Here is a 12,637-nt window from a genome sequence, read left to right on the forward strand (position 1 = left end):
TGATATTAGGCTAAATTATAATTAATATGAGCACATTAACTATTTCACCTTCACCACACGTACATAGTGGCGATAGTGTGAAAAAAAATATGTATGGCGTAATCCTAGCCCTTATTCCGGCTTTGATTATTTCCGTATACAACTTTGGGTTAGGAGCCATTGTTGTTACAGCTACAGCTGTTGTGTCATGTATGTTGTTTGAGCATCTTATTCAAAAGTTCTTGTTGAAACAAGAAACTACTATTTGGGATGGGTCGGCAATGATTACAGGACTACTACTGGCATTCAATATTCCGAGTAACTTACCTATTTTTATTATTATAATAGGTGCTTTGATATCTATTGGAGTAGGTAAGATGTCGTTTGGTGGTTTAGGAAACAATCCTTTTAATCCAGCTTTAGTAGGTAGGGTTTTCTTATTGATTTCGTATCCTGTACAAATGACAAGTTGGCCAATAGCTAAGGCCTTACCTTTTAGTTATACGGATGTAACTACAGGAGCTACGCCGCTTTCAGTAATGAAAGAAGCTTTGGCAAATGGTGAGTTACCTACCAATGTGTTACACGAAATTCCGAGTTATCGAGACTTATTTTTAGGATTACAAGGAGGTAGTGCAGGAGAAATGGCTGGTATCGCTATTTTATTAGGTTTAGGTTTTATGCTTTTTCGTAAGATTATTACTTGGCATATTCCAACAGCTGTTATTGGGTCCGTATTTATCTTCACGGGTCTGCTTCATTGGATTAACCCATTAATGTATGCACCGCCGATGTTCCATGTATTGTCAGGAGGACTTTTCTTAGGAGCTGTTTTTATGGCTACGGATTATTCCAGTTCGCCGATGAGCAAAAAAGGAGGTCTTATTTTCGGAATCGGAATTGGTGTTCTAACAGTAGCCATCAGGGTATTTGGAGCCTATCCCGAAGGTATTTCATTTGCGATATTAATTATGAATGCCTTTGTACCATTAATCGATAAGTATATTAAACCAAAGCGTTTCGGTGAGAAACCTGCGGTTGCTAAATAATTTGTAAATCATGGCAAAAACAGAATCAACATTAGTAAACATGGTGCTTGCCTTGCTGATTATTACAGCTGTTGCAGGGGGTACGCTTGGTATGGTTTACAAAGTAACCAAAGAGCCTATTGCGGCTGCTAAATTAGCCAAGCAACAAAAAGCCATTCTGGAAGTCGTTCCTGGCTTCGATAATTCTCCTACCGATGAAGTGTATGAGTTAACATCGCAAGAAGGATATGTATTGAAGGTTTTTCCTTGTAAAAAAGGCGAAGAACTTTTAGGGGTGGCTATCTCAACTAAAACGGATAAAGGTTTTAGTGGCGAGATTAAAGTTATGGTAGGCTTAAAGCCAGATGGTTCAATCATCAATTATTCTATTTTAGAGCATAAAGAAACACCTGGATTAGGTTCGAAAATGCAAGACTGGTTTAGAGTAGAAGGTAGTAAACAAACTATTTTAGGAATGGATCCGGCTACGGCTAAAATGACTGTATCTAAAGATGGTGGAGATATTGATGCTATTACAGCAGCAACCATTAGTTCTAGAGCATTTTTAGATGCCATTACCATTGCTTATAATACATACAAAAAGGAGGGAGGCAAAAAATGAATCAGTTACAGAATTTTACCAAAGGTTTCTTTAAAGAGAATGCAGTATTTACCTTGCTATTAGGTATGTGTCCAACTTTAGGGGTAACTTCTTCCGCTATTAACGGATTAGGAATGGGCTTGGCCACTACTTTTGTACTTATCATGAGTAACATTGTAGTTTCACTGGTTAAGGATTTAATTCCAGACAAAGTTCGTATTCCAGCCTTTATTGTCATTATCGCATCCTTTGTAACTGTAGTAGAGTTATTGATGCAGGCATACTTACCAGCACTTTTCGAATCATTAGGTCTGTTTATTCCTTTGATTGTTGTAAACTGTGTGGTATTAGGTCGCGCTGAAGCTTTTGCTTCTAAAAATAATTTTGTTTCATCTTTAATTGATGGAGCAGGAATGGGACTTGGATTTGCCATGGCATTAACTATGCTAGGTGCAGTAAGAGAATTTTTTGGAAGTGGAAAAATGTTTGATATGGTGATTTTTCCAGAGCAGTACGGAATGTTAGTATTTGTTTTGGCGCCAGGAGCATTTATTGCTTTAGGTTATTTAATTGCATTAATTGATAAACTTAAAAAAGCCTAACAAATGGAATACGTATTAATATTTATATCGGCCATATTTGTTAACAACATTGTATTGGCCCAGTTCCTGGGAATATGTCCATTCTTAGGTGTTTCTAAAAAAATATCTACGGGTATTGGTATGACGGGTGCAGTTACCTTTGTAATGGTAATAGCAACTATAGTTACCTATCTGGTTCAAAAGTTTGTGTTAGATGCCTTTGATATTGGCTATCTACAAACCATCACCTTTATTTTGGTGATTGCTTCTTTGGTTCAATTGGTAGAGATTATTCTTAAAAAAGTAAGTCCGCCATTGTATCAGGCATTAGGGGTGTTTTTACCATTAATTACCACCAATTGTGCTATTTTAGGGGTAGCTATCATGACTATTCAAAAAGACCTTAACTTACTTGAAGCGGTTGCTTTTTCTGCTGCCAATGCTATTGGTTTTGGTTTAGCTTTAATTGTTTTTGCAGGTATTCGCGAGCAACTGGAGTTAGTTGATTTGCCTAAGGGAATGAAAGGGACACCTATTGCTCTTTTAGTAGCAGGTATCCTAGCTTTGGCCTTTATGGGTTTTGCAGGTATGGTGTAACTGTGAGTGAAAAGTTGAAAGAGTAAAGTACCTACAGGGTACTATAGATATAGAAGCCGTTCTTAGAAATAAGAGTGGCTTTTTTAGTTATGTATGTTCTTTGCTATTTTAAAATGTATGATGTATATTTGATATCAAAATAATATCACTATAAATTACCGTTCTATGAAAGCAGATAGAGAAAGAGTTGCCTTAAATGGTTATGTTATGATTTTAGTACTAGTCATTTTAATGGGGCTGGTGTCGTATAGTTTAGGACAGGAATGGATTCTGTTGGGTATTGTAGGTATTGGAGCAATGATTTTTGTGCTTCGAGGTCTGTTTGTTATTAATCCTAATAGTTCAAGGGTATTATTGTTGTTTGGTGCTTATTCGGGTACCATTAAAAAGAATGGTTTTGGTTGGGTACTTCCTTTTTATACCCGAAAATCAGTTTCTCTTAGAGCACGTAATTTCGAGAGTGAGCGTTTAAAAGTGAATGATAAGCTGGGTAACCCAATTATGATTAGTGCTATTTTAGTATGGAAAGTGAGCGACACCTTTAAAGCGCTGTTTGATGTTGATAATTACGAAGATTTTGTGAAAATACAGACGGATGCAGCCGTTCGTAAACTTGCTGGTAGTTTTCCATACGATCAGTTTGAAGATGATCAAAGCTCAACTACCCTAAGTTCTAACTTTGAGGAAGTAAATAAGTGTTTAGAAAAAGAAATTACGGATAGACTAAGTATTGCTGGACTAACAGTTATAGAGGCTCGTTTAGGATATTTGGCCTATGCACCTGAAATTGCACAAGCTATGCTAAAAAGGCAGCAAGCTACCGCTATTATTGCAGCCCGAACAAAAATTGTAGAGGGAGCTGTGGGAATGGTGGAAAGTGCATTACATTTGCTGTCTGAAAAACAAATTATAAATTTGGACGAAGAAAAGAAAGCTGCCATGGTAAGTAATTTACTTACGGTATTGTGTAGCGATAGTGATGTGGAACCAATCATCAATACCGGAACCTTAAATCATTAAAACAAGGGTAAGGTTTTTAGGGATGAAATTCCTAAGGGGTTTCAATATTTATTGGAGTGTTTTTAACCTTGATTGGAAAAATAAGGATTGACTAGAAGGTATGGCAGGAAAAAAGTCGTTTGCATTACGGATAAATGAAGATATGATGAAGGCTGTTGAAAAGTGGGCTGCAGATGAGTTTAGAAGCACCAATGGTCAGCTGGAATGGATCATTAATAAAAGCCTGAAAGAAGCGGGCCGATTGAAAAAAGAGCAAGAGAATAAGCAGAAAAAAGAAGAGGAGTAAATAAAATAATCACACCCCTAAAATAAAACCATGGCCGAATTTAGAAACTATTTATCCTATAGCGACGAGCAAGAAGTAGAGCATTATGTAGATGCATTTAATGAAAACAATATCAAGTATAATATTTCAAAGTCTACAGCTTCTGTTGATGTAACCTTTACTGGTAATAATCCTACGCAATTTTGGTTACAAATATTAGATACAGATTTTAATAGAGCCAATCATTTAATTGAAGAGCTGAATAAAAATAATGCAATAGAGCAAGATCATTATTTAAATGACTTTACGGATAATGAATTAATTGAGATTATACACAAATATGATGAGTGGAGTAAGTTAGACTTTCAATTAGCTCGTGATTTATTGCAGAAACGAGGTCAATCATATACCGATGCGCAAATAAGTGAGATTAAGAAGAAGCGATTAGCTCAGCTCGAACAGCCCGAAAAGGTTAAAAGAGGCTGGATATTGTTTGGTTATATTACAGCCTTTTTAGGAGGATTTATTGCAGTTGTTATTGGATTCTCTATTTATGGTGCCAAAAAAGTAATGCCCGATGGTCGTAAGGTTTATACCTACGATGAAATAAGTAGATGGCACGCTAAGGTCATTCTTGGCTTTGGAACAGTATTTTTGATCATTGGTGTTTTGTATAAGGTTTTTTTGAGGTAGGGTATGGTTTATACAATTCCAAGTTACGACTTAGATTCGCATTATCGTAAAGAAAGCAAAGAGCCAAAGCATATTGGTTTTACAGAATCGATTTCGGAATTTTCTAGCAAAGAACTGATCATTGCTTTAACCAATAGATATTGTAAGCTCACGGATAAAGCATCCAATAGACTAATTGAAGAAATTAGGAATAGAAGGATTAGTAAACTGCAGATTAAGGAGTTTTATATAGAGGCTAAAGTATTTAAAAATCCATTCAATGGTTCATGTCCTTGTTGTCAATCTTCTTCATTTTTAACCGAACAAAATTATAAAATAACAGACTGTTTAATCTGTGGTTTTAACCATAGAAAAGACAATCCTAACTGACCGTTAAATCGATTAAGTTGTTAAGGTTTGGTTTTATTCAATTTTACGATAGTTCAGTATTTACTTCAATAACTTCCTTCTTCTTCAATCTAACAGTAAAAGTCTCTTTAACTCTTTCTGAGTTTAAAAAGTACGGAACCCAAATAGCCATGCGTATCATGGCTTTAATAATTTCAGAAGTAAAGGAGCTGTCGGTTTCTATATTTAACGCGCTAACCAGTATGCTATCTAAAATGATAAAGACGCTGTTTGATACATAAAAAATAATCATCAAAAGTGGTGCGCTACTTCTTTTGCTATGAAATAGAATATTGGCCAATATTGAAAAAACGATGAATATCACATTAAAAGAAAACTCAAAAAATACGATAGATGAGTGTGCTGCACTATAATTACTCGTGGCTTGATTAATGATACCCTCCCATCCATCTAATTCAAAAAAACCATTCGTAAAAAGGTTGTAGGTCATGATGATTGGACTAAGCGAAATGCCAATGGCAGGAAGAACAAGCCATCCTCCAACGGGAGTGTTGGAATACAGATGTGCCGAGTTTACAGGAGGGTTGTAAAAGTAGAATTTGTACGCAAGCATGGCTGCTATTGTAGCAATTAAAAAACCTAAAATATAAATAATAGGACTGGCAGTACTATCCGAGTCGCTGCCATTTGAGCTTCCGTAGTAAACAATTCCGTATGATAACCTATCGCTTACTTTGTCATTTTTTTCTATGTAGGTTTTGTAATCATCTTTATTAATGTATGCCTGCTTGGTTTTGTGTGTGTAGTTTAGCGTTAGTTTTTTATTGGCATAGTGTACGCTCTCGTTAAACTGAAATCCAGGGCCAATAATGGAGTCTTGGCTGTTTGAAATACTCCATCGTTTGGGCAAATTGACGATAATGGTTTGTTGCACCAATCTTTGATTATTTAAGCGCATAGGTGTTTCTCTGCGAGGGTCAACATCTATGTTAAGCATTTGTCTGAGGCTGTTGGGATAAAAAGTGGTAGATACATCGCGAGGTTTCTTCGGATCATCAACTTCCCAAAAGTCTTTTATTTGGTACGATTCGTATACTGTAAATTCATTTTTTATTAGATCGTCTTCAAAGTTGAGAATATTGATGGTATCGATATTGGGGTAGTAATAAGCATAGAATTCTAGATAGCCACTTTGCATATCGTGGGCCGATGAGTTTTTAAAAGTAGATCTTTGATAATCTGCCTCAACACCTTTGTAAATGGTTTTTACATGAAGTTTAGCATCGCCCTTTAAATCCTTAATATCATAGGTTTCGCTTATAAGCGTTTCTTTAAATATTTGTGTTGGTATCGAACTTAACTGTTTGGTTTTGTCATCAATAAGTAAGCCGTAATAATAATCAGGAAAGCAAATGTTGTTGATGTCGCCACCTTGGTTTGAAATGGTGGGATCTACATAAATGGTGTCGCCATTGTTAATAAAGCAACAAACGCAATGGTTAAACGATTCTAAACTAGGAGGGTATTCGTTAAGTTTGTAGCCCGTATTTGTATGTACTAATACTGGGTAAGAAGTAAAACCCAGTTCACGGAGCATGGTACATAGTAACCAACTCTTTTCCTTACAGTCGCCCGATTTTTTATTTAATATAGTATTTGGATGCCTTGGTTTGTAGCTGTAAATGCCGTTCTCATTTCCTAAATACCTTACGTTATTTTGCACGTATCTAATCAACTCTAGTGCCTGCGTTTCTTTAGTTTTATTATCTGATTGTACTTGCTTTAATAAATCTTTAATTTCTGAACTTAAGGCCTTGTTTGATGTGTAAAGTGAAAGCATGTGTTTGGCCAGTTTATTCCACGAAGACTTTCTGTAAAAATAAATACTTGGGTACGGATCAAACCAAGAGGGCTCGTTGTCTTCATGTGTAATTACTTGAGTAGATTCAGAGAGCCATGAATAGTAATTTAATCCATTTTGTTTGTGAAGCTTGGGCTCGTTGGCACCGTTAGTTAATTTATATGCATATTTGTTTTCGTTATCTGTAATGATGCAAACATTTATTTTGCCTACGGGAACTCCAAAGGCTTGGTAGTACCGTAAGAATGCAAAGTCCTTTTTGATTGGATTGTCGCCTGTGAGTGTGTAGCTGTATTCCAAAATATCACCAATTCTAAGATCATTTACTTCTAAATACCAAGTTAACTCTCCATCTGTAATTCCTTTTTCAAGAGATTTTTCGCGTCTTAAAATTTCAGGTTTTTGAAGCTTTAAGACATCAATTGTTTGTTGTCCTCTGATAATATGAATATGATTTACCTGTAGTTTTTGGTATTCGCTATCGTAGTCTAGTGTAATGGATGATACATTTCTTAAGCCAATTTCCTCTGTTATTCTATAGGCTAAGCAATGGTAGTATTCCTTGCTGACCAAATTGATTTGGGAGTCGGATAATAAAAATGTATAACCGTCGGATTGTTGGTTTGAGTGAGCTGTGTAGTTTTTATCGTATGTTATTTGTTTGGCCCATTTAGGTTGAAATTGTGCTGATGTGTGCGAGGCGTAAACAGATAGCAATAGGATTATAGCAGTAATAATTCGGTTTTGTCTCATAGTTTTTCTAGGCTGAAAAATGTTTCAAGCTCAAAAATACAAATGAAAATGATTTTTCAAATGGTACCTACTAGTTTTTACATGAGTGCAAGTTTGATGCAGTTTAATGAACAGATTCATATGTCTCAGTGAGTAAAATGAATCTGACTTTAGAAAGGATGATTAAGCTTTGCCATGTGAATGAAGTGTTTATTTTGCTACCAACTGATTTGATAAGTACAAAAAGTTAACCAATTCCATTTGTTTTTTAACGTAGGTTTCAATCAGCTTTAAATTGCCATTGATGTATTTTTCCTGGCGTTTGTTAAGTAAGAATACCGAGCTTTCGCCATATTTAACCTTCTCATTTTCTCCTTCCAGCAGCTGTTTGTAGCCATCTACACTCTTATTTAAAATAGTGATTTGCTCCTCTAAAATAATTTGTTTTTGCAAACTCGATTCTAGCTTGTTTTGCAGTTCGTATCTTTTGTTAGCTATATCAAGTTCCAGTTCTTCTATTTTAATTTTACCCTGTTTAATATCTCCTCGTTCGCTTCTTAAAAAAATAGGAAACGAAAAATCGAGCCCCCATTTGTAGTTAGAGGATGAGTAGTTTGGTGTAATACTATTTTCGTTGGTAGCCAATAAAGCATTGTATTTTACCTTTAATTTAGGAAGTACCTTTTGGCGCTTTAGGCGTTGTTCTATTTCTAAAATAGAAAGTTTATTCAATGAGGATTGAATGAGCGGATTGGCCGATAAATCGGTGGAGTCGCTAAGTGAAAAATCAACAAAAAACTTATTTTCATAATTCTCGGGTAGTGTTTGCTCTTGCAATAAAACTGGTTTTTGTTCGTACCACAAATAGGTTTCAATGTCGTTACGAGCTTTGGTCAATGCAATTTTATTCTTATTCAGCAAGCGTTGCGCATCTTGATAAACGATTAATGTTTCCAAGGTGTCCATGGCGGTTTTTTCACCATTTTTATAGGATAATCGAGTATTGGTAAAATAGTCATTCGCAATGCTCAGGTTGTTCTCAAGCACTTGATGGTTGAAGTGCGATTGTTGCCACAATAAATATTTATACGTTGCATTAAATACCAGCTCATTCAATAGCGATTGCTGTTCTACTTGAGCCATTTGCTGATAAACCTTAGCTTGCTGTAATGCTACCTTCCTATCGTTTACCCACAAGCCTTGCAATACGTTAACTTCAACACCCATGTGCCACAACCCATTTTCGTCGGTATATCTTTCTGGGTTTAGCTTTTCGCCATCCGTATTTTCATAACCTCCAACCACATCAATGCCCAATGGGGTAGGTATAATAAGTTTGCTGGCAAAATGACTATAATATAATTTGTCGTCAAACTCTTTTTTATCGTAGCTTGATTTTAAAACAGGATCAAACTTGCCACGTGCAGATAAAACATTGGCCTCACCATATTTTAAGCGCAGATTGGCTTTAATAGCCAGTGGGTGATGGTCGATGATGTGCGCTAAAAACTCTTGATAGGTAAAAGTAGCAGTGCTATCCATTTGTGCTTGAGCAGAAATGCATAACCAAAGCGCAGTAAACGCTAGTAAAGCCTTTAAAAGCACGGTTTGTATAATAGCATATATGTGGTTAAGCATTGTTTTCATATAAATGATATGTAATTATTTAATGTCAGCAATAAACCGATTGTTGTTCCAAATGCTTGAATCGAAAAGTTTAAGTTCGAGGCTTAGTCTTTTTGGGAAAATCATTCATTTTCTTAAATGACTGTTTTTAAAAAAAAGGCCGTTACGATGAAATTAGACTTTTAGGGCAAGCGCTATTTAACCGATTTGATAGGTGCCTTGCGTTTAATTTCATTCTTGGTGTCCTTGCCTTTGCTATAATGGTCGTCCGGAAAACCATTCAGTTGTCGCCATATTTCGTACCAGATAGGCACCTCGTTTAAAAGCAAGAAGGTGCGTGCTCCTGTACCAACGCGGAGTTTAGCAGGCCAGTCTCTGTCGTTTTCGTCAGGGCTAATCATAATACGGTAATAGCCACTTGAATTTATCGATTGATCAATTGCTACTACTGTTCCTCTGAAAACACCAACGCTCGATTCTGGCCAACCACTAATCACCATTACTGGCCATCCATCAAAACGTATGGTGGCTTTACTACCCAACCTAAGTAAAGGTAAATCTTGCGGTTTTACCGATACTTGCACCGCTAAATCGTACTCCATAGGTGCAATGGTGGCAATGTCAGTTCCCTCTTTGATGGTTTCTCCAATACCCTTGGTTAATACTTCGTTTATATAACCCGCCTGCGGAGCTGTGGTGTAATGATTATCTTGCCTAATGGTATAATTGCTAAGTTGGTTGCGAAGTTTAGAAGTGGCGGCAATGCTTTCCATTTTACTTGCAATAGCAGATTGTTTATCGGATTGACTTTTGGCCAACTTATCGGCATATTCTTTTTGTATCGATAAAAGATCAATCTGCAAGTTGCTAAGAGAATTTAGCTGGTTGTAATATTTATTTTGCTGCACATTTAATTTGGCCGTTGCCGATTGTACCTTCAATTCTTTTTCCTGCACTTCGGTCAACGACTTTAAACCTTTGTTGTATAATTCTTGGGTTCTGGATAATTGATTTTCTGCAATTTTTAAGTTGGCTTTGTAAGCTGTTAAATCAATGCTATCGTTTTTAACCTTATTGTGTGCTTGTTCAATTTTATTATGAATTTGCTTAGTCTTTAAAACTAAAGATTCTTGTAAAGCCTTGTATTGTTTTTGTAATGCTTTAATTTTTTGGTCGTATGATGATATACTTTGCTCTTTGGCATTTAACTGTTCGCTGGTTCTTTCAAGCAGCTCAGGATCTAAGTAGTCATTTTTTACTTCGGACAAGAATAAAATAGTGTCGCCCTTATTTACAAAATCACCTTCCTTTACATACCACTTCACAATTCTTCCAGCTATCATGGAATGAATCGCTTGTGGTCTGTGCTCAGGAGAGCGCGTAGTTACGTATCCTTTGGCATCAATACTTTGAGTCCAGGGTAAAAACGAAAAAATAATTAAGCCAAGTAGTAGCGACGCAAAAATAATCAGGGTCAACCTTCGTATTCTGGTTTTTACCAGTTGTCTACAAGCTTTAAAATCTTCTATATTGATGTATTGAGATATCTTATTGTCTGTAATATTCAGCATGGCCTTGTTGTTTTAGTTTTTAACTAACTCAATCACTCTATCGCATTTTTCTTTCCAGTAATAGTAGTCCGAAACGATTATTACTGTCCAATCTCTGCGTTTATCCATGATGTAGTCCACAATTATTTTTTTATCCTCTTCCTCTAAAAAGTGTAATGGATCTTCTAACAATAATAATTTAGGTTGATGAACCAAGACACGGGCAATAAGTATTTTTTGTATGATGCCTCTAGGTAGCCTTCTGCCTCCACTATCAAGCATGGTTTCTATGCCTTTAGCCTGATAATTTAGGTAAGGTTGTAAATCCAGAAGGTCAATAATTTCTTTTAGCTCAGTTTGAGAGCAAGCTTTACCTAATAGAATATTTTCTTTAAAAGTAGCTTCAAAAATTTGGTTTGATGGAAAGGCAACGCCTAAGGATTCGTATATTTCATCTTCCTGATAATTGTTATACGGAATACCGTTTATCGTTAAGTTACCGCTGTCGATATGATGGATGCCTGCTAAAATATGCAGCAGCAAAGATTTACCAGTACCTGATTTTCCTTTAAGTACGATTTTTTCACCCGCTTTAATATCGAAGGATAAGTTTTTGATCAGTGTGCGTTTAGGTTCTCCCAGACCAAAATTAATTTTATCCGCTTTAACGGCCATACCAGTTTCCTGATTCATGGTGGCGGTGCCATTACTTTGATCTAATTCCAAATCAGTAACATCGCCTATTTTTTCAAGTGCTGTCAATACATCATAAATAGAATCTACACTGTTCATGATTTTTTCCGCTGAATTAATCACTAATAAAATTATGATTTCGGCAGCTACAAACTGACCAATATTCATTTTCTCGGCAAAAACCAATAATCCACCCATGATAAGTAAAGAGGAGCTAGCTATAATTTTAAAGCCAATAAACATCTTATACTGGTTCACAATAATTTTAAAGTAGGTTTCTCTTTTGCCTAAGTAATCCGTAACAAGATCATCTGTTTTGCTCAAGTGAAACTTGTGTTTAGCATTTAGCTTAAAACTACGACTTACATGAGCTACTTCTTCGAGCCAAAAAACTAGGCTGTATTTTAGTTTACTTTCTTTAATGCTTGCTTTTAAACCTTTAGGTCCGCTTATTTTAAACATAACCCATGTGGCTACAGCTAATACAAAAGCTAAAATAATAAAGTACGGACTATATATGCTTAGTAATACCAGGCCAAAGGTTATTTGGAAAATAGCCAAAGAGAAATCGATAAGTACTTTCGGCAATCCCTTTTGTAATGTTAAAGTATCAAAAAAACGATTGACCAACTCTGGAGCATGTACTTTATCCAGCTGTAGAAAACTTATTTTGGGTAAACGGTAAGCAAATTCAAAGGCTGAGCGTGCAAATATATTACGCTGAATATTCTCCACAGTTCTTAATTGCATAACCTGCAATATTCCTGTAATACCTATACCTCCAATCACAAAAAGTACCAATACCATCCAGGTTGAGGTTACTTCTCCTGTCTGTAGATAATTGATAATGGCTTGTATACCAAGAGGCAATGTGAGGTTTACAATACCAATAAATATGGCGTAAACATATATCTGCCTTAACTCGAATTTATATAATTCCAGCAATCGCCAGAATCTTTTTATGGGTGCTAATTTAGTTGTTAACATACTTCTATGTGTAAGATATTTGTTCAAAGATTAAGTTCATACTTTAGTAATTGTATAAAATTAAGCTTCTAGCAAC

12 protein-coding genes are annotated in these 12,637 nt (G+C 35.8%); 8 read left to right on the forward strand and 4 right to left on the reverse strand.

The window, feature by feature from the left end; genetic code table 11:
* Positions 1–26: 26 nt before the first annotated feature.
* From A8L32_RS05980 to A8L32_RS06015, 8 genes are all read left to right on the forward strand, one after another.
* Positions 27–1,028: an RnfABCDGE type electron transport complex subunit D gene (locus tag A8L32_RS05980; protein WP_066628913.1), complete on the forward strand. Its 1,002-nt coding sequence runs from the start codon at positions 27–29 to the stop codon at positions 1,026–1,028.
* A 10-nt stretch (positions 1,029–1,038) separates the two neighbouring features.
* Positions 1,039–1,629, forward strand: coding sequence for an RnfABCDGE type electron transport complex subunit G (locus A8L32_RS05985; RefSeq protein ID WP_066628916.1), 591 nt, complete (start codon positions 1,039–1,041; stop codon positions 1,627–1,629).
* On the forward strand, positions 1,626–2,210 hold the full coding sequence (locus A8L32_RS05990; RefSeq protein WP_066628919.1) for an RnfABCDGE type electron transport complex subunit E: 585 nt from the start codon (positions 1,626–1,628) through the stop codon (positions 2,208–2,210). The genes A8L32_RS05985 and A8L32_RS05990 overlap by 4 nt, the downstream gene beginning before the upstream one ends.
* 3 nt (positions 2,211–2,213) lie before the next feature.
* The gene (locus A8L32_RS05995; RefSeq protein ID WP_066628922.1) at positions 2,214–2,786 is read left to right on the forward strand and encodes an electron transport complex protein RnfA; all 573 of its coding nucleotides are present in this window, start codon (positions 2,214–2,216) and stop codon (positions 2,784–2,786) included.
* 165 nt (positions 2,787–2,951) lie between these two features.
* Complete coding sequence (locus tag A8L32_RS06000) at positions 2,952–3,806, forward strand: SPFH domain-containing protein (RefSeq protein WP_066628924.1); 855 nt, start codon at positions 2,952–2,954, stop codon at positions 3,804–3,806.
* 100 nt (positions 3,807–3,906) lie between these two features.
* Positions 3,907–4,092 carry an Arc family DNA binding domain-containing protein gene (locus tag A8L32_RS06005; protein ID WP_066628926.1) on the forward strand — a complete coding sequence of 62 codons (186 nt, stop codon included), beginning with the start codon at positions 3,907–3,909 and terminating at the stop codon, positions 4,090–4,092.
* A gap of 30 nt (positions 4,093–4,122) precedes the next feature.
* Entirely contained in the window at positions 4,123–4,764 is a 642-nt protein-coding gene (locus A8L32_RS06010; RefSeq protein ID WP_066628929.1) for a hypothetical protein, read from the forward strand.
* A gap of 3 nt (positions 4,765–4,767) precedes the next feature.
* The gene (locus tag A8L32_RS06015; RefSeq protein ID WP_066628932.1) at positions 4,768–5,133 is read left to right on the forward strand and encodes a hypothetical protein; all 366 of its coding nucleotides are present in this window, start codon (positions 4,768–4,770) and stop codon (positions 5,131–5,133) included.
* Between the two features lie 43 nt (positions 5,134–5,176).
* Here A8L32_RS06015 and A8L32_RS06020 read toward each other — a convergent pair whose 3' ends face one another.
* The 4 genes from A8L32_RS06020 to A8L32_RS06035 form a co-directional block, all read right to left on the reverse strand.
* Entirely contained in the window at positions 5,177–7,726 is a 2,550-nt protein-coding gene (locus tag A8L32_RS06020; RefSeq protein WP_066628935.1) for a DUF2569 family protein, read from the reverse strand.
* A gap of 189 nt (positions 7,727–7,915) precedes the next feature.
* A complete protein-coding gene (locus A8L32_RS06025) occupies positions 7,916–9,343 on the reverse strand; it encodes a TolC family protein (protein WP_066629158.1) in 1,428 nt (475 codons plus the stop codon).
* 182 nt (positions 9,344–9,525) lie between these two features.
* Entirely contained in the window at positions 9,526–10,902 is a 1,377-nt protein-coding gene (locus A8L32_RS06030; RefSeq protein WP_066628938.1) for an HlyD family secretion protein, read from the reverse strand.
* A gap of 12 nt (positions 10,903–10,914) precedes the next feature.
* Positions 10,915–12,561, reverse strand: coding sequence for a peptidase domain-containing ABC transporter (locus A8L32_RS06035; RefSeq protein ID WP_066628941.1), 1,647 nt, complete (start codon positions 12,559–12,561; stop codon positions 10,915–10,917).
* Between the last annotated feature and the right edge of the window lie 76 nt (positions 12,562–12,637).

The sequence above is a fragment of the Labilibacter marinus genome (assembly GCF_001659685.2).
In the GTDB taxonomy this organism is placed as follows: Bacteria; Bacteroidota; Bacteroidia; order Bacteroidales; family Marinilabiliaceae; genus Saccharicrinis; species Saccharicrinis marinus.